Source organism: Chitinophagaceae bacterium, from assembly GCA_016699815.1.
Taxonomy (GTDB): domain Bacteria; phylum Bacteroidota; class Bacteroidia; order Chitinophagales; family Chitinophagaceae; genus Ferruginibacter.
Genome location: CP065012.1, coordinates 440,632 through 455,795, shown reverse-complemented (window position 1 = coordinate 455,795; position 15,164 = coordinate 440,632). Strand labels below are relative to the sequence as shown.

The 15,164-nt window shown below is 40.5% G+C and carries 23 protein-coding genes; all 23 read left to right on the top strand.

Features of this window, described 5'->3' with window-relative positions:
- Nucleotides 1-22 precede the first annotated feature (22 nt).
- The 23 genes from rplB to IPO46_01955 all read left to right on the top strand — a co-directional run bounded on the left by rplB (nucleotide 23) and on the right by IPO46_01955 (nucleotide 15,164).
- On the top strand, nucleotides 23-862 hold the full coding sequence (gene rplB / locus IPO46_02065; protein QQS63421.1) for a 50S ribosomal protein L2: 840 nt from the start codon (nucleotides 23-25) through the stop codon (nucleotides 860-862).
- A 54-nt stretch (nucleotides 863-916) separates the two neighbouring features.
- Nucleotides 917-1,189 carry a 30S ribosomal protein S19 gene (rpsS, locus tag IPO46_02060; protein ID QQS63420.1) on the top strand — a complete coding sequence of 91 codons (273 nt, stop codon included), beginning with the start codon at nucleotides 917-919 and terminating at the stop codon, nucleotides 1,187-1,189.
- Between the two features lie 76 nt (nucleotides 1,190-1,265).
- Nucleotides 1,266-1,607 carry a 50S ribosomal protein L22 gene (rplV, locus tag IPO46_02055; protein QQS63419.1) on the top strand — a complete coding sequence of 114 codons (342 nt, stop codon included), beginning with the start codon at nucleotides 1,266-1,268 and terminating at the stop codon, nucleotides 1,605-1,607.
- A gap of 49 nt (nucleotides 1,608-1,656) precedes the next feature.
- Nucleotides 1,657-2,439 (top strand): 30S ribosomal protein S3, encoded by a 783-nt coding sequence (gene rpsC / locus IPO46_02050; protein QQS63418.1) that lies wholly within the window; start codon nucleotides 1,657-1,659, stop codon nucleotides 2,437-2,439.
- Nucleotides 2,440-2,494: 55 nt separating this feature from the next.
- Complete coding sequence (rplP, locus tag IPO46_02045) at nucleotides 2,495-2,914, top strand: 50S ribosomal protein L16 (GenBank protein QQS63417.1); 420 nt, start codon at nucleotides 2,495-2,497, stop codon at nucleotides 2,912-2,914.
- A gap of 44 nt (nucleotides 2,915-2,958) precedes the next feature.
- Nucleotides 2,959-3,168 (top strand): 50S ribosomal protein L29, encoded by a 210-nt coding sequence (gene rpmC, locus IPO46_02040; GenBank protein ID QQS63416.1) that lies wholly within the window; start codon nucleotides 2,959-2,961, stop codon nucleotides 3,166-3,168.
- A 24-nt stretch (nucleotides 3,169-3,192) separates the two neighbouring features.
- The gene (gene rpsQ, locus IPO46_02035; protein ID QQS63415.1) at nucleotides 3,193-3,471 is read left to right on the top strand and encodes a 30S ribosomal protein S17; all 279 of its coding nucleotides are present in this window, start codon (nucleotides 3,193-3,195) and stop codon (nucleotides 3,469-3,471) included.
- A gap of 32 nt (nucleotides 3,472-3,503) precedes the next feature.
- Nucleotides 3,504-3,872, top strand: a complete 369-nt coding sequence (gene rplN / locus IPO46_02030; GenBank protein ID QQS63414.1) for a 50S ribosomal protein L14 — start codon at nucleotides 3,504-3,506, stop codon at nucleotides 3,870-3,872.
- Between the two features lie 62 nt (nucleotides 3,873-3,934).
- A complete protein-coding gene (rplX, locus tag IPO46_02025; protein ID QQS63413.1) occupies nucleotides 3,935-4,273 on the top strand; it encodes a 50S ribosomal protein L24 in 339 nt (112 codons plus the stop codon).
- Entirely contained in the window at nucleotides 4,273-4,851 is a 579-nt protein-coding gene (rplE, locus tag IPO46_02020) for a 50S ribosomal protein L5 (GenBank protein QQS63412.1), read from the top strand. Before rplX ends, rplE begins: the two co-directional genes overlap by 1 nt.
- Nucleotides 4,852-4,865: 14 nt before the next feature.
- The gene (gene rpsN / locus IPO46_02015) at nucleotides 4,866-5,135 is read left to right on the top strand and encodes a 30S ribosomal protein S14 (protein QQS63411.1); all 270 of its coding nucleotides are present in this window, start codon (nucleotides 4,866-4,868) and stop codon (nucleotides 5,133-5,135) included.
- A 69-nt stretch (nucleotides 5,136-5,204) separates the two neighbouring features.
- Nucleotides 5,205-5,603 (top strand): 30S ribosomal protein S8, encoded by a 399-nt coding sequence (rpsH, locus tag IPO46_02010; GenBank protein QQS63410.1) that lies wholly within the window; start codon nucleotides 5,205-5,207, stop codon nucleotides 5,601-5,603.
- A 130-nt stretch (nucleotides 5,604-5,733) separates the two neighbouring features.
- Complete coding sequence (gene rplF / locus IPO46_02005; GenBank protein QQS63409.1) at nucleotides 5,734-6,288, top strand: 50S ribosomal protein L6; 555 nt, start codon at nucleotides 5,734-5,736, stop codon at nucleotides 6,286-6,288.
- Between the two features lie 55 nt (nucleotides 6,289-6,343).
- A complete protein-coding gene (gene rplR / locus IPO46_02000) occupies nucleotides 6,344-6,700 on the top strand; it encodes a 50S ribosomal protein L18 (GenBank protein ID QQS63408.1) in 357 nt (118 codons plus the stop codon).
- A 23-nt stretch (nucleotides 6,701-6,723) separates the two neighbouring features.
- Nucleotides 6,724-7,242: a 30S ribosomal protein S5 gene (gene rpsE / locus IPO46_01995; GenBank protein QQS63407.1), complete on the top strand. Its 519-nt coding sequence runs from the start codon at nucleotides 6,724-6,726 to the stop codon at nucleotides 7,240-7,242.
- A 64-nt stretch (nucleotides 7,243-7,306) separates the two neighbouring features.
- Entirely contained in the window at nucleotides 7,307-7,489 is a 183-nt protein-coding gene (rpmD, locus tag IPO46_01990) for a 50S ribosomal protein L30 (GenBank protein ID QQS63406.1), read from the top strand.
- 127 nt (nucleotides 7,490-7,616) lie between these two features.
- Entirely contained in the window at nucleotides 7,617-8,066 is a 450-nt protein-coding gene (rplO, locus tag IPO46_01985) for a 50S ribosomal protein L15 (protein ID QQS63405.1), read from the top strand.
- Nucleotides 8,067-8,136: 70 nt separating this feature from the next.
- Complete coding sequence (gene secY / locus IPO46_01980) at nucleotides 8,137-9,480, top strand: preprotein translocase subunit SecY (GenBank protein QQS63404.1); 1,344 nt, start codon at nucleotides 8,137-8,139, stop codon at nucleotides 9,478-9,480.
- A gap of 61 nt (nucleotides 9,481-9,541) precedes the next feature.
- Nucleotides 9,542-10,345, top strand: coding sequence for a type I methionyl aminopeptidase (map, locus tag IPO46_01975; GenBank protein ID QQS63403.1), 804 nt, complete (start codon nucleotides 9,542-9,544; stop codon nucleotides 10,343-10,345).
- Nucleotides 10,346-10,358: 13 nt separating this feature from the next.
- Complete coding sequence (locus IPO46_01970) at nucleotides 10,359-11,615, top strand: NAD(P)/FAD-dependent oxidoreductase (protein QQS63402.1); 1,257 nt, start codon at nucleotides 10,359-10,361, stop codon at nucleotides 11,613-11,615.
- 513 nt (nucleotides 11,616-12,128) lie between these two features.
- Entirely contained in the window at nucleotides 12,129-12,353 is a 225-nt protein-coding gene (locus IPO46_01965) for a hypothetical protein (protein ID QQS63401.1), read from the top strand.
- A 62-nt stretch (nucleotides 12,354-12,415) separates the two neighbouring features.
- Entirely contained in the window at nucleotides 12,416-12,793 is a 378-nt protein-coding gene (locus tag IPO46_01960) for a hypothetical protein (GenBank protein ID QQS63400.1), read from the top strand.
- Complete coding sequence (locus tag IPO46_01955; GenBank protein ID QQS63399.1) at nucleotides 12,750-15,164, top strand: hypothetical protein; 2,415 nt, start codon at nucleotides 12,750-12,752, stop codon at nucleotides 15,162-15,164. The genes IPO46_01960 and IPO46_01955 overlap by 44 nt, the downstream gene beginning before the upstream one ends.

Sequence of the window (15,164 nt, the reverse complement as noted above, 5' to 3'; positions counted from 1 at the left end):
TAAAGCAGGAAATATAAAAAAAATGGCACTTAAAAAATCAAAACCGGTAACCGCAGGCACACGCTGGAGAATTGGTAATGCCTATGCCGAAATTACAACCGGCACACCGGAAAAATCTTTACTGGAAAAACAAAAATCTACCGCAGGGCGCAACAGCTCTGGCCGACGCAGTATGCGTTATATGGGCAGTGGTAATAAAACCCAATACCGTAAAATAGATTTTAAACGCAATAAAAAAGAAGTACCCGCTACCGTTAAATCTATCGAATACGATCCCAACCGTACAGCATTCATCGCATTACTGGCGTATGCCGATGGCGAAAAAAGATACATTATTGCACCACAGGGTTTACAGGTGGGCCAAAAAATTATAAGTGGAGATGCAGTAGCACCGGATTTAGGCAATGCCTTAATGATGAAAAATATGCCCCTGGGTACCAACGTACACAATATTGAAATGCAACCCGGCCAGGGAGGTATTTTGGTACGTAGCGCAGGAACCAGTGCACAGCTTAGTAATAAAGAAGAAAAATATGCGGTATTAAAAATGCCCAGTGGAGAAATCCGCAGGGTATTGGTAAACTGCTATGCAACAGTAGGCGTAGTAAGCAATAGTGATCACAGCCTGGAGCGTGCCGGTAAAGCAGGCCGCAACAGGTGGAAAGGCATCCGCCCAAGAACACGTGCCGTAGCCATGAACCCCGTAGATCACCCAATGGGTGGTGGCGAAGGTAAAGCAAGCGGTGGCCATCCACGCAGTCGTACCGGTAAATATGCCAAAGGCGAAATTACCCGTACAAGGGGCAAAGGATCAGATAAAATGATCATTCAGCGTAAAAACGGAAAAAAATTAAGTAAGTAAATTTCTATTGTTAAAATATTCCGCTAATAACGGGAAAATAAACAAACATTAAATATGAGTCGTTCGTTAAAAAAAGGCCCTTTCATTGATCTGAAACTAGAAACAAAAATCCTTTCTATCAATGAAGGCAAGTTAAAAAAAGGCGTAATCAAAACCTGGAGCCGCAGGAGCACAATTTCTCCCGATTTTGTTGGCCATACACTTGCAGTGCACAATGGTAACAAATTCATTCCGGTGTATGTAACCGAATTTATGGTAGGCCATAAGTTAGGAGAATTTGCTCCTACAAGAAACTTTAAAGGACACTCAAGCAAAAAAGTAGTATAAAACAGTTGCTCATATCGTTTGCCTGTTGCCGATGCAACAATGAAACAGATAAAGAGAAACGAGAAACAAAAATATAATGGAAGCAATAGCAAAACTCAGAAATTACCCTACTTCACCACGTAAAATGCGCTTATTGGCAGATTTGATCCGTGGAATGGAAGTAGAAAAAGCTTTAGCTACTTTGGAACACCATCCAAAGCATCCTTCGGTTCCTTTGCGTAAACTGGTATTAAACGCCATAAACAACTGGAAACAAAAAAACGAAGGTGCTGATGAAAGCGGCTTAATGGTAAAAACCATTTTTGTAGATGGCGCCAGGGTACTTAAACGTATGCGCCCGGCACCGCAAGGCCGTGGCTATAAGGTACGCAAACGCAGCAACCATGTAACCGTAATTGTAGACGCAAAATTAAAATAAAAAAATCTGGTTGTGCAGGTGCACAATCTCAAATTTTGAAATAAAAAATATGGGTCAAAAAACAAATCCGATAGGCGCCAGATTAGGCATCATCCGTGGATGGGACAGCAACTGGTACGCAAACAAAAAAGATTATGCTGCAAAACTTATCGAAGACGATAAGATCAGGAATTATCTCAATGCCCGTATCAACAAAGGCGGCATTGCCAAAATTGTAATTGAGCGTACTTTAAACAAGTTGATTGTTACCATTCATACTTCAAAGCCGGGTATCATTATTGGTAAAGGTGGCGGTGAAGTGGACCGTATTAAAGAAGAATTGAAAAAATTAACCGGTAACAGTGATGTGCAAATCAACATCCTGGAAATACGCCGCCCGGAACTGGATGCCAATATAGTAGCCGATACCATTGCCCGCCAGTTGGAAAACCGTATCAACTTTAAACGTGCCATTAAAATGGCCATTGCCTCTGCATTGCGTATGGGAGCAGAAGGCATTAAAGTAAAAGTAGGTGGCCGCCTTGGTGGAGCTGAAATTGCCCGTAGCGAAGAAATTAAACAAGGCCGTACCCCATTGCATACCCTGCGTATGGATATAGACTATGCCAGCGTATTTGCCTTAACTGTTTATGGAAAAATTGGGATAAAAGTATGGATTTGTAAAGGCGAAGTATTGGGTAAAAGAGATTTAAATCCCAACTTGCTTGCCGGCGGCAAACACGATGGCGCCGATAGGAAAGAAGGCGGCTTTGACAGGGGCGGAGACAGGCGAGGCGGCGGCGGACGTAGCGGAGACAGGAGAGATGGCGCAGGAAGGGGCGGAAGAAGATAATTTAAAAATTACAAAAGGATAAGGATTGAAACAATCCGTTAAAAAAATATAAGAAATGTTACAACCAAAAAGGACCAAACACAGGAAAACCCAAAAAGGAAGAATGAAAGGCAACACCAAGCGTGGCGCTACACTTGCTTTTGGTACTTTCGGACTCAAAGCATTGGATAGTGTTTGGCTTACCAGCCGCCAGATAGAAAGTGCCCGCCAGGCAATGACAAGGCACATGAAAAGAGAAGGAAATGTATGGATACGTGTATTCCCCGATAAGCCCATTACTGCAAAACCTGCCGAAGTGAGGATGGGTAAAGGTAAAGGTAACCCCGAAGGCTGGGCAGCCATTGTACAACCAGGCCGCATTATTTTTGAAGCCGATGGCGTAACCGAACAAGTAGCTAAAGAAGCAATGGAACTGGCAGCTCAAAAACTCCCTATACTTACAAAATTTGTAAAAAGCAGGGAGCTGGTTAGCTAATCCAAAACAATAAAATTAGGAATAGAGTTTAAAAAATAAAGAACATGTCTAAAAAAGCAGATTTTGTAAAAAGCATTAGCGCCTTAAGCAACGACGAACTGGTGGCTAAAATTAAAGAGGATGAACAGCGTTTAAAGAAGTTGCATTTTGCACACGCAATTGCACCCCTGGAAAACCCTCAAAGCATCCGTACGCTTAGAAAAGATATTGCACGCTTAAAAACACTATTAAAAAAAGTTCAATTGGGTGCTTAATTCACCCGGTAAATATTTAAAACGATGACAGCAACAACAACTTTGGCAGAAAACAGGAATTTACGTAAAACAAAAACGGGTGTAGTTTCCAGCAATAAAATGGATAAAACCATTACCGTAAAAGTAGAAAGAAAAGTAAAACACCCTTTGTATGGCAAATTCGTAAAAAAATCTACAAGCTTTCATGCCCACGATGAAAAAAACGAATGCAGCATCGGCGACCTTGTAAAAATTATGGAAACACGCCCTTTAAGCAAATCTAAACGCTGGAGGCTGGTTGAAGTGTTGGAAAAAGTAAAATAATATTCAGTACTAAGTACACAAATTAAAATAAAATGATTCAGCAAGAAAGCAGATTAAACGTAGCAGATAACAGCGGTGCCAAAGAAGTATTATGCATTCGTGTATTGGGCAATAGCGGGCAGGATTATGCAAAAATTGGCGATAAAATTGTAGTAAGCGTAAAAGATGCAATGCCTGCAGGCGGTATTAAAAAAGGAACCGTAAGTAAAGCGGTAATTGTTCGCACTACCAATAAGCTGCGCCGTAAAGACGGGTCTTACATCCGTTTCGACGATAATGCCGTGGTATTGCTCAACAACTCCGATGAGCCAAGGGGTACACGTATTTTTGGCCCGGTTGCCCGTGAACTCAGGGATAAAGGCTACATGAAAATTATTTCACTGGCACCGGAAGTGTTGTAAAAAATAAACATTAAAACTAAAAGTTGCCAGCTTCAGGTTGGTTTTACTTTAAAGCATAAATTATGAGCACAAGATTTAAACCAAAGTTCAACATCAAAAAAGGCGACCAGGTAGTAGTAATTGCCGGGGATGATAAAGACCTTACCAAACCCCGTAAAGTATTGGAAGTACTGGTAGAAAAAGCCCGGGTATTGGTAGAAGGCGTAAATATTGTAACCAAGCATACAAAGCCAACTGCTCAAAACACCAAGGGCGGAAGGATAAAACTCGAAGCGCCAATAGCTATTAGCAATGTAATGCTTTGGGATAAAAAAAGCGGCGGCCCTACAAAAATAAAACGCAGCCGTGAAAATGGTAAATTAGTTAGAACTGCAAAAAAATCAGGGGAGGTAATTAAATAATGAGCACTAAATTAAACACAACCCGCCTTGCGGATAAGTACAAAAAAGAAGTGGTTCCTGCACTTATGAAAAAGTTCAGTTACAAAACCATAATGCAAGCTCCACGCTTAACAAAAATTTGCTTGAACCGTGGTGTAAACGGCGCTGTTAACGATAAAAAGCTGGTGGAAATTGCCGTAGAAGAACTATCTACCATTACCGGCCAAAAAGCGGTTTCTACGTTTTCGAAAAAAGATATATCCAACTTTAAGTTGCGTAAAAACATGCCCATTGGCGCAAAAGTTACCCTTCGTGGCGTAAAAATGTATGAATTTTTAGACAGGCTGGTATCGGTATCATTACCCAGGGTGCGTGACTTTAAAGGAATAAATGATAAAGCATTCGATGGCCGTGGCAATTATACACTGGGCGTTACTGAGCAAATCATTTTTCCCGAAATTGATATTGACAAAGTAAATAAAATCACCGGCCTGGATATCACTTTTGTAACAACGGCAAATAGCAATGAAGAAGCAATGGAATTATTGAAAGAGCTGGGCATGCCGTTTAAAAATGTAAAAAAAATAATTAATCAATAAGAATTTAAAAAAACATGGCAAAAAAATCAATTGAAGCCAGGCAAAGAAAAAGGGAAAAAACTGTTGCCAAATTTGCAGAAAAAAGAGCTGCATTAAAGGCAGAGGGAAATTATGCAGCATTAGCCGCACTTCCCCGTAATGCATCACCTGTGCGGTTAAAAAACCGTTGCCAATTAACCGGCCGTCCCCGTGGCTTTATGCGCCATTTTGGTCTCAGTCGTGTAATTTTCAGGGACATGGCTTTACAGGGAAAAATTCCGGGAGTAACCAAAGCAAGCTGGTAATTTCCACGGATATTCAACAGGATATCGCATTGTAACAAACATTAAAAAATCAATTAACTAATATAAACAATGGTTACTGATCCAATTGCAGACTATTTAACAAGAATTCGTAATGCCCAAATGGCCAACCACCGTATCGTGGAAATTCCTGCCAGCAAATTGAAAAAAAGGATTACGGAAATTTTGTACACTAAAGGATATATCCTTAAGTACAAATTTGTAGATGATAACAAACAAGGCACCATTAAAATTGCCTTAAAATACGATGGTAACACCAAGTTGCCCGTAATTCAAAGCCTGGAAAGGGTGAGCCGCCCAGGCCTGCGTACCTATGCAAAACCCGAAGAATTTAAAAGGGTTAAAAACGGCCTGGGTATTGCCATTATCTCTACTTCCAAAGGAGTTATGACAGATAAAGAAGCCAAAGCCCAAAATGTAGGCGGAGAAGTTCTTTGTAACATTTATTAAAATAAAATCAAGCAATTATATTGAAAATGGATAGTTGCAAGGATACAGATTGATAACATAAGCCTTTTATACGGGCTGAACACAATCTAAAAAAAATACATTTTCGTTCATAAGTATAAAAATTATTACAATGAGTCGTATAGGTAAGCAACCCATAAATCTCCCGTCAGGAGTTACTCTTACAGTTTCAAAAGTAAACGAAGTAACAGTAAAAGGCCCAAAAGGTGAATTGAAACAACCCATTGACAGGGATATTAAAGTTGAAGTAAAAGAAAACATTGTTGAACTGGGGCGCCCAACCGATCAAATACGCCACCGTGCGCTGCACGGCCTTAGCCGTGCCTTAATCAACAATATGGTTAAAGGCGTTACCGATGGGTATAAAAAAGAAATGGAACTGGTAGGTGTGGGTTTTAAAGCAGCCAACCAGGGCAATACGCTGGATTTATCATTAGGCTATTCTCATAATATTATTTTTGATTTACCCAAAGAAATTAAAGTAGCCACAGCACAGGAAAAAGGGAAAAACCCAACCATAACATTAGAGAGCAACGACAAGCAATTGCTGGGCCAGGTGTGCGCTAAACTACGCAGCCTGCGTAAGCCGGAGCCTTACAAAGGAAAGGGTGTGAAGTTTGCCGGTGAAGTATTGAGGAGAAAAGCAGGTAAAGCAGCAGGTAAGTAATAGTTAAAAGTTCAAATATTTTCCCGGCAGCATCGGGAGTTAAAATAAAAATAAAATGAGTAATAAAAAAACAGCGGCAAGGCAAAAGATCAGGTTCCGCATCCGCAAAAAAATAAGTGGTACTTCCGAAGCGCCACGCTTAAGTGTATTCAGGAGCAATTCAGAAATTTATGCTCAATTGATAGATGACAACTCCGGGCTTACCCTGGCTTCGGCATCCTCAAAGCAAAAAGATATTAATGCACAAAAAGCGCCTAAAACCGAATTGAGTAAAATGGTGGGCCAGGCTATTGCCAAAAAAGCAACTGAATTGGGTATTAAAAAAGTAATTTTTGACCGTAGTGGTTATATATATCATGGCCGTGTTAAAGCCGTTGCCGAAGGCGCAAGAGAAGGCGGACTTGAATTTTAATTAAAAAATTGTAAAAAGCAAAAATGTCAAACGTAGTTTCAAACAAAGTAAAAGCAGGCGACCTTGAGTTAAAAGAAAAAGTAGTTGCCATTAACCGTGTGGTTAAAACAACCAAGGGTGGCCGTGCATTCAGCTTTTCTGCTCTTGTTGTAGTAGGTAACGAATCGGGCGTTGTTGGCCACGGATTGGGCAAAGCCAAGGAAGTACAGGAAGCCATTACCAAAGGCATTGAAGATGCAAAAAAGAACCTGGTAAAAGTTCCTATAAGGCATGGTACCATTCCGCATGACCAGTTTACCAAAGAAGGTGCAGCAAAAGTATTGATTAAACCTGCAGCGCAAGGTACTGGTGTAATTGCCGGTGGCAGCATGCGTGCCGTTTTAGAAAGCGCAGGCATTACCGACGTTTTAGCTAAAAGTCTTGGCTCGGCAAATCCGGCCAATGTAGTTAAAGCTACAGTAAAAGCGCTGGCAAGCCTTCGGGAACCAATTGCCGTTTCAAAAACAAGAAATATTTCATTAAAGAAAGTATTTAACGGATAATTAATGAGTTTATAGTTGCAGGCACTTTAATAAACCAAGAGCCTTGAACCATCAACCAAATAATATGAAAAAGATAAAAGTAACGCAGGTAAAAAGCGCAATTGACAGGCCGGAACGCCAAAAAAGAACCTTGGTTGCATTGGGTTTAAAAAAAACAAATGCATCTGTAGAAGTTGAAGCTACTCCACAGGTTTTGGGTATGGTGAACAAGGTAAACCACCTGGTAAAGGTTGAAGAACTGGCCTGATTTGGCAATATTATCTTGATAATGGCCTTTTGGTTTTTAACCGGCACATTATCTGCAAAAAAAAAATCAAGTAATCAACAAGCGAGCCCCGAATGCTTTCGGGGCGTAAGTTTAAAATAAAAGCAACATGAAATTACATTCTTTAAAACCTGCAAAAGGTTCTACACACAAAGAAAAACGCCTGGGCCGTGGCGAAGCAAGTGGTAAAGGCGGTACCTCTACAAAAGGTAACAAGGGCGGCCAGAGCCGTGCCGGCTATAAAAGCAAAAAAGCACACGAAGGCGGACAAATGCCCATCCAAAGGCGCTTGCCAAAACGGGGTTTTAAAAACATCAACAAAGTAGAGTATAATGTATTTAACCTGGGAAGAATTGACCAGCTTGCAGAAAAATACAGCCTTACCGAAATAAGCCCCGAAAACCTTTATATCAACGGGCTGGTAAATCAAAGGGCTTTAATAAAAATCCTCGCTACCGGTGAGTTAAAAGGTAAGTATACTTTCAAAGTAAACGCCATAAGCCAAAAAGCCAAATCGGCTATTGAAAGCGCAGGCGGCACCGTTGAAATACTTAAATAATTTCACGATATTTGCAAACGCTGCAACCAGCTATTTCTTTTTTGGACAAATTTAAAACAGCAAATCACAAGTGAAGAAGTTTATTACCACACTTAAAAATATCTGGAGCATTGAAGAGTTACGCAATAAAATATTGTACACGCTCCTTCTTTTGTTCATTTATCGCCTTGGTTCTTTTATCGTAATTCCGGGTATTGACCCCAACAAACTGGATGCACTGCACAGCAGTACACAAAACAGTGGTATGCTGGGCCTTTTAGATGCATTTGTAGGCGGCGCTTTTTCCAAAGCCTCTATTTTTGCCCTGGGTATTATGCCTTATATCTCTGCATCAATTTTTATGCAGCTGGTAACCATACTGGTTCCGCAAATGGCCAAAATTCAAAAAGAAGGCGAAAGCGGAAGAAAGAAAATAAACCAATGGACCCGGTACCTTACAGTAATTGTAACCGTATTTCAATCTGCAGCTTATATTGGCTATTTAAAAAGCCCGGCAAATGCAGGCGCTTTAATACCTGGCTACGGTGTAGCATTTTTTTGGGTTTCTACCGTAGTGTTGCTCACAGTAGGTACATTATTTGTAATGTGGCTGGGCGAAAAAATTACCGACAAAGGTTTAGGTAATGGTACTTCCATCATTATTATGATTGGTATCCTTGCCCGCTTACCCCAATCTTTTATGCAGGAGTGGACAGCCCGTTCTACCGGCGGTGCAGGTGGCTTGCTCATTATGCTGCTCGAAATCCTCTTTTTGGTAATTGTAATTTTGGGAATTATTATGCTGGTAATGGGCACAAGAAAAGTACCGGTAAACTATGCAAAACAAATTGTAGGCAACCGCCAGTTTGGTGGTGCCAGAAACTTTTTGCCCTTAAAAGTAAATGCATCAGGGGTAATGCCCATCATATTTGCCCAGGCAATTTTATTTTTGCCCACCTTTATTACAGGCTTTACCAATAGCGGCTTTGCCAAATATTTTACTGATCATACCAACTGGATTTATATGCTGGTATATTCCTTCTCGGTAATTGCTTTTACCTTTTTATACACGGCTTTGCTTTTTAACCCCAAGCAAATGAGTGATGAGTTAAAACGCAATAATGGCTTTATTCCCGGCGTAAAGCCCGGGCAGGATACCGCCAATTATATTGGCACCATTATGGACAGGATAACCTTACCCGGCGCTATTTTACTTGCCCTTGTAGGTATTTTGCCCGGCCTTGTAGAACTTGGCTTTGTAGGCATGCAGCAAAGTTTTGCTACATTTTTTGGGGGCACCTCTTTATTAATTATGGTAGGGGTAATTTTAGATACATTACAGCAAATAGAAACTCAGTTGCTCATGCGCCAATACGATGGGTTAATGAATAGCGGGCGCATACAGGGAAGGCAGGCCGTATCTTCCGGTATGTAATTGCATTCAAAAATATATAATTCAAACCCCGGCGCACACTCGTTGGGGTTTTTTGATAAAAATGATACAGTATAAAACTAAAGAAGAAATTGAAATCATGCGCCAGTCCTGCTTACTGGTAGGCATGGCGCATGCCGAAGCTGCAAAAATTTTAAAACCGGGTATTACCACATTGGAAGTAAATAACCTGGTGCATCGTTTTATTGTAGATAATGCTGCTGTTCCATCTTTTTTAAATTATGGTGGTTTTCCGGCAGCAACCTGCATTTCGGTAAATGATGAAGTAGTACATGGCTTTCCTAAAAACGAACCACTGAAAGATGGCGATATTATTTCGCTGGATATTGGCGTTTTAAAAAATGGCTTTCATGGCGATAGCGCATATACTTATGCTATTGGCGAAGTAAGCGCTGAAGTAAAAAAACTTTTAAAAGTTACCAAAGCATCTTTATACATTGGTATTAATAAAGCCCGTATAGGAAACCGCATAGGCGATATTGCTTTTGCCATACAGGAATATACTGAAAAAATTCATGGCTATGGCGTAGTGAGAGAACTGGTAGGGCATGGCCTTGGCCGCAGCCTTCATGAAGACCCACAGGTGCCCAACTACGGAAAGCGTGGCACAAAAGAAAAGCTCAAAGCAGGCATGGTGCTTGCCATTGAGCCCATGATAAATATGGGAACAAGGGAAGTGGAATTTTTAAAAGACGGGTGGACCGTATTAACCAAAGACAGGAAACCCTCTGCCCATTTTGAACACGATATAAGCATCACGGATGGAGCGCCCGATATTTTATCTTCATTTGCAGCGTTGGAAGCTGCAGAAAAGGCCAACCCAAATTTAACCTGGAGCCACGATTAACAACCCAAATAAAATGGCCAATCACAAACTCGTAGTAATTGGTGCTGGCGCTGCCGGTTTTTTTTGTGCCGTAAATGCAGCAAGGCTTTACCCTTCTTTGCAGGTAATTATTGTTGAAAAATCTTCTAAACTTTTAAGTAAAGTAAAAGTAAGCGGCGGAGGCCGTTGCAATGTTACCCATGCCTGTTTTAGCATTGCAGAAATGATAAAAAACTATCCCAGGGGAAATGCCTTTCTCAAAAAAGCTTTTCATCATTTTTTTACAAGCGATACCATCCAATGGTTTCAGGATAGGGGCGTGCAATTAAAAACTGAAGCCGATGGCAGGATGTTCCCCGTTACCGATAGCTCACAAACCATTATGAATTGTTTGCTGAGTGAAGCCAATAAATATAAAGTACAAATAATGATGAATGCTGCTGTGGAAGATATTATTCCAGGCAAAGAAAATCACCAGGTAGTTTTTCAAAACAAAAAAAAAATTACTGCAGGCTATGTATGCATTGCCTGTGGTGGGTTTTCTAAATGGGAACAATTTAACTGGCTAAGTAAACTTGGCCATACCATTGTGCCACCGGTACCCAGCCTTTTTACTTTTAATATTGCCCGTAATTCTGCGGAGAAATTAATGGGTATTTCAGTACCCAATGCGCAGGTTAAAATACCCGGTACTAAATGGGAACAGGCCGGTGCCGTATTAATAACGCATTGGGGTTTTAGCGGGCCAGCGATATTAAAGCTAAGCGCTTTTGCGGCAAGGGAGTTGTACGAAAAAAGCTATAACAGTAAAATTAATATCAATTGGATAGGTAACGTAAGTGGTATAAAGTATAACGAAAACCTGCTGAATGAAAAATTATGTCAACTACGTTTTGAAAACGCAGCACAAAAAATTTATAATAAAAATCCCTTTCAGTTGCCCGCAAGGTTGTGGGAATTTTTACTGGCCACTATAAATATCAACAGCAGTTTGCGCTGGGCCGATTTGCCAGCAAAGCAGCAAAATTTATTAAGTAAAATATTATGTGCACAGGAGTTTGAGCTAAAAGGTAAAACAACATTTAAAGAGGAGTTTGTAACGGCCGGTGGTATTGCACTAAGTGAGGTAAATGCATCAACCCTGGAAAGCAAAAAGCAACCGGGCATTTATTTTGCCGGCGAAATTTTAGATATAGATGGTATTACCGGAGGCTTTAATTTTCAAAATGCCTGGACCACGGGGTTTATAGCTGCACAGGCTATTGCAAAAGCCGCTTTTAATTGCGTTTAATGCTAAGTTTTTTCTTATTTGTAATTAGGTGCTGTTTTAAATTAAAAGATACAAACTCCAGGATTCCTATAGGATTTACCACTCCTCCACGCTTTGGTTTGTGGCACACGAAACAATTTTCCGTAATAAAATATCTTATAACTTTAAGCGGTGAAAACAGTACGCAAATCTTACACCGAAACAAATAAGATTTATTTTTTTACGGCAACCATTTATAAATGGCTGCCATTATTTAATGACAGCGAAAACAAAGCGTTGATAATAGCGTATTTAAAAGAACTTTAGGAAAGAGATTTGATAAGGGTATTTGCTTTTGTAAAGATGCCCAACCATATTCACTTTATTTGGGAGCAAATAAATAAAAATAGGAAGGATACAGCGCAGGGTAGTTTTTTGAAATATACAGCCCATATAAAAGTATAAATGAGTATATACTCAAATTTTTTTTTGTTAATTAAAAAATAATCCTACATTTATTTGGTAATTCGTTTTTGAACCCTTCAATACCTGGCAATGTACCCGAAGGTTCTAATATCAACGCTATCGCTTATACTTGCTGTATTGCTTTGCCATGCACAGGCAGACAGTATTGAAGCAACTATCTTAAAAATCCCCGATAAATTTTTTAGCCAAACAGGCAATAAGATAGATAAATATAGCAAACGGATAACCGGCAAAACAAAAAAATCTTTAGCGAAGTTAGCACGCTGGGAAACCAAAATTAAAGCGCTGCTGTAAGCGTCCCCTTTTTTCGGTCAACCCAAAATTTTGAGTATAATATACGTGGCTGGCTACTGGGTATGAACAGGCTATATTTAAAAAATGATACCCAAAATAGTTTTTTTGGCTACGAACTGGGCTATAGCGATACTTTAAACAGCTTATTAGGTACCAGTTACCAAAAAGCCCTGTATAATGGAAACATTACCGGAACGGTATGGAGGAGCAAAGGCGATGGCCAGTTGCGTAAATACGATTATAGTTACGATGCCGCAGGCAGGCTTTTGAGCGCCGCTTTTACCCAATTTACCGATGGCGCTTTCAACCTCTCGGCAGGTATAGACTATTCTGTAATGATGGGCAACGGGCAAAGCCCTTCAAGCGCTTTACGATGCCAACGGCAATATTTTATATATGGTACAATATGGCTTAAAACTTGGCAGCAGCGCCCTCATTGACAGGCTTAGCTATGCCTATACCAGCTCCGCCAATAAACTTGCCAGGGTAACCGATGCCGTTAACGACCCCAATACCAGGCTTGGCGATTTTAAAGACGGCGCTAATACAGGCGCCGATGATTATTTATACGATGTAAACGGCAACCTTACCCAAGACCTCAATAAAGGCATTGCCAACATAGTATACAACCAGCTCAATTTGCCTGAGTTTATAGACCTTGTAGAAAAAGGAACGGTGCGCTATACTTATACCGCCGCAGGTACAAGGCTCAAAAAACAGGTTTTTAACAGGCAAACTCAAATTACTATTACTACGCTCTATCTTTCTGGCTTTGTTTATGAAACTAAGCAAGATTCGGCAAATAATGTTTTATACAATAACAAATTGCTTTTTTGCGGCCAGGAAGAAGGCCGCATAAGAGCTTTGTACGACAGCCTTAGCCAGCCCGGCTATATTACCGGCTTTGCCTGCGATTATTTTATAAAAGACCACTTGGGCAATATAAGGGCCGTTATTACCAGCCAAAAAAAGGAAGACCAGTACCCACCTGCCAGTATGGAAACCGCACAAGCCACAACCGAAGAAGCCTTGTATGCCAACCTGCCGCAAACAAGAACTTTAAAAACCACGGTGCCCGGCTACCCAGCCGATACTTATACCAGCCCCAATGATTATGTTGCAAAAGTAAGCGGCGATGGAAACAAAATAGGCCCTTCCATTACCCTAAAAGTAATGGCCGGCGATAAGTTCAACATAAGGGTAACAAGCTGGTACCGGCTTAATGGCGCAGCGCCTGGCAACCCTGTAAACCCACTTACCAGCCTGCTTGCCGCAATGCAAGGCGGCGTAGGCGGTGCCGCTGCGGCCAGCCATGGCGCTACTATTGGCGCACAGTTACAAAACGGTAATATACTTACCCCCGCCGCCACCCAGTTTTTAAACAGCCAAACCTACAATAGCCAAAAACCCAAAGCCTTTATAAACTGGATATTGCTCGATGAGCAGTTTCAATACACCGCCGGCGGTTTTGAGCAGGCCGGCAACAATGAAGAATTAAAAGAACATATTTTTAACCAGGTATCCATCACAAAAACCGGTTACCTTTATGTATATGTAAGCAACGCCACACCCAACATAGAAGTGTTCTTTGATAATTTGCAGCTAACGCACAGCCGGGGCACACTGCTCGAAACCAATGAATACTATCCCTTTGGGCTGCTCATGAAAAATATTTCGTACCGCAGCCAAAGAGAAGCGGGCTTTGCAGAAAATAAATATAAATACAATGGCAAAGAAGAACAAGCCAATGAGTTTAGCGAAGGCAGCGGCCAGGATATGATAGACTATGGCGCAAGAATGTACGATGCACAAACCGGCCGCTGGCAGGTAATAGACCCACTTGCCGAAATGAGCAGGCGCTGGACGCCCTATAATTACGGCTATAACAACCCCATACAGTTTATAGACCCCGATGGCCGGCGGCCGGTAACACCCAAAGAAGGAGGCTGGAACCCAACAGCAACGCTTGATTTGCAAAATAAATTAAACAACTCAAGATATGATTGGAGCGGTGCAGATGCCTGGGAACGCCAGGTTGCTATGGACAATGGTAATTCAAATTCTTGGTTTAGGCCGGGTGCAGGAAATAATGGCACTTCTTATTTTGATGCAAAGGGTAATTTGTTATATCAAACAACAAGTCAAAACTATTGGAGGGTATTTGTAGTTTCAGATATATACAAACAACAGTTCATTAATAATGTAGCACAATTCAAAAAGGGCAACCCAAGTACTATAATGCAACTGTATTTTGATATTAGTAATATCTTATGGAATGAAAATAATTTTGGTGCAAATGGCGATGCATATGATTTAAATTCCATTAACCATTTTTACAAAGAGAATTATCAAAAATTCAACATTCAAAAAATTGATAATTTACCTATTGAATTAATGGATAAAATTACGTTAGATGGAAATGAAGTTTCTAAAAAATTTATAACATCTTTAAAAGGTGCCGAAGCAAGTTTTAGCATGAAGAAAGACAAAGGAGTATGGACTGTTGACATGCAGACAATCAGTTCAAATAATAGTTTTAATACTTCAGATGCGGGAAGTTCTGGGGTGCCCAATGGACATTTACATCCGTATGCAGCATCATTAATAGGCCATGATTTATCTTATTCTTTTGGCGGCAAATGGACTCATCTCGGAAGAGTTAATAATGGGGCGCTTGTTTCCCAACCTGATTTTAATAGGGCGAGAGACCAAAATAAAACTTTTGGTACTCAATATAATATTATGATTAACATTAACTCTATTATACTTTATAATGCGTCAGGAAACAATCCTATTTACATTAACCGTTAA

Excerpts from the sequence above, each read along its gene's own strand:
- rplN (QQS63414.1), top strand. The coding sequence starts at position 3,504 with ATGATTCAGCAAGAAAGCAGATTAAACGTAGCAGATAACAGCGGTGCC.
- rpsE (QQS63407.1), top strand. The coding sequence starts at position 6,724 with ATGTCAAACGTAGTTTCAAACAAAGTAAAAGCAGGCGACCTTGAGTTA.
- rplR (QQS63408.1), top strand. The coding sequence starts at position 6,344 with ATGAGTAATAAAAAAACAGCGGCAAGGCAAAAGATCAGGTTCCGCATC.
- IPO46_01960 (QQS63400.1), top strand. The coding sequence starts at position 12,416 with ATGAACAGGCTATATTTAAAAAATGATACCCAAAATAGTTTTTTTGGC.
- rplP (QQS63417.1), top strand. The coding sequence starts at position 2,495 with ATGTTACAACCAAAAAGGACCAAACACAGGAAAACCCAAAAAGGAAGA.
- rplF (QQS63409.1), top strand. The coding sequence starts at position 5,734 with ATGAGTCGTATAGGTAAGCAACCCATAAATCTCCCGTCAGGAGTTACT.
- rpsC (QQS63418.1), top strand. The coding sequence starts at position 1,657 with ATGGGTCAAAAAACAAATCCGATAGGCGCCAGATTAGGCATCATCCGT.
- rplB (QQS63421.1), top strand. The coding sequence starts at position 23 with ATGGCACTTAAAAAATCAAAACCGGTAACCGCAGGCACACGCTGGAGA.
- rpsQ (QQS63415.1), top strand. The coding sequence starts at position 3,193 with ATGACAGCAACAACAACTTTGGCAGAAAACAGGAATTTACGTAAAACA.
- map (QQS63403.1), top strand. The coding sequence starts at position 9,542 with ATGATACAGTATAAAACTAAAGAAGAAATTGAAATCATGCGCCAGTCC.
- IPO46_01955 (QQS63399.1), top strand. The coding sequence starts at position 12,750 with ATGGTACAATATGGCTTAAAACTTGGCAGCAGCGCCCTCATTGACAGG.
- rpmD (QQS63406.1), top strand. The coding sequence starts at position 7,307 with ATGAAAAAGATAAAAGTAACGCAGGTAAAAAGCGCAATTGACAGGCCG.
- rpsS (QQS63420.1), top strand. The coding sequence starts at position 917 with ATGAGTCGTTCGTTAAAAAAAGGCCCTTTCATTGATCTGAAACTAGAA.
- rplX (QQS63413.1), top strand. The coding sequence starts at position 3,935 with ATGAGCACAAGATTTAAACCAAAGTTCAACATCAAAAAAGGCGACCAG.
- IPO46_01970 (QQS63402.1), top strand. The coding sequence starts at position 10,359 with ATGGCCAATCACAAACTCGTAGTAATTGGTGCTGGCGCTGCCGGTTTT.
- rpsN (QQS63411.1), top strand. The coding sequence starts at position 4,866 with ATGGCAAAAAAATCAATTGAAGCCAGGCAAAGAAAAAGGGAAAAAACT.
- rplO (QQS63405.1), top strand. The coding sequence starts at position 7,617 with ATGAAATTACATTCTTTAAAACCTGCAAAAGGTTCTACACACAAAGAA.
- rpmC (QQS63416.1), top strand. The coding sequence starts at position 2,959 with ATGTCTAAAAAAGCAGATTTTGTAAAAAGCATTAGCGCCTTAAGCAAC.
- rplV (QQS63419.1), top strand. The coding sequence starts at position 1,266 with ATGGAAGCAATAGCAAAACTCAGAAATTACCCTACTTCACCACGTAAA.
- rplE (QQS63412.1), top strand. The coding sequence starts at position 4,273 with ATGAGCACTAAATTAAACACAACCCGCCTTGCGGATAAGTACAAAAAA.
- IPO46_01965 (QQS63401.1), top strand. The coding sequence starts at position 12,129 with ATGTACCCGAAGGTTCTAATATCAACGCTATCGCTTATACTTGCTGTA.
- rpsH (QQS63410.1), top strand. The coding sequence starts at position 5,205 with ATGGTTACTGATCCAATTGCAGACTATTTAACAAGAATTCGTAATGCC.